Genomic DNA, 237 nt, shown 5'->3' with positions numbered 1-237 from the left:
GAGATCTACACTCTCTCCGTCGTCGGCAGCGTCAGATGTGTATAAGAGACAGCTCGAGCGTGGTGCGACGGGTCATCTGCCTCACGCCCCGAGCAGGCTCTGGCCGCAGACCCGCACGACCTGCGCCGGATCTACGCCACGGCGCTGCTGCTGTCTCTTATACACATCTCCGAGCCCACGAGACGGAGCTACATCTAGGGTGGCGTCTTGTGCTTTGAGAAGGGGGGGGGGGGGGGG

1 protein-coding gene is annotated in these 237 nt (G+C 63.7%); it reads left to right on the top strand.

Annotated features, from left to right (window positions below; translation table 11 throughout):
* The coding region (locus ACR9ZK_RS23395) for a hypothetical protein (protein ID WP_481344303.1) at nucleotides 1–218 on the top strand (218 nt) is incomplete at its 5' end.
* Between the last annotated feature and the right edge of the window lie 19 nt (nucleotides 219–237).

The sequence above is a fragment of the Monashia sp. HAY1-5C genome (genome assembly GCF_056755255.1).
This window is presented reverse-complemented; position numbering and strand designations above follow the sequence as displayed.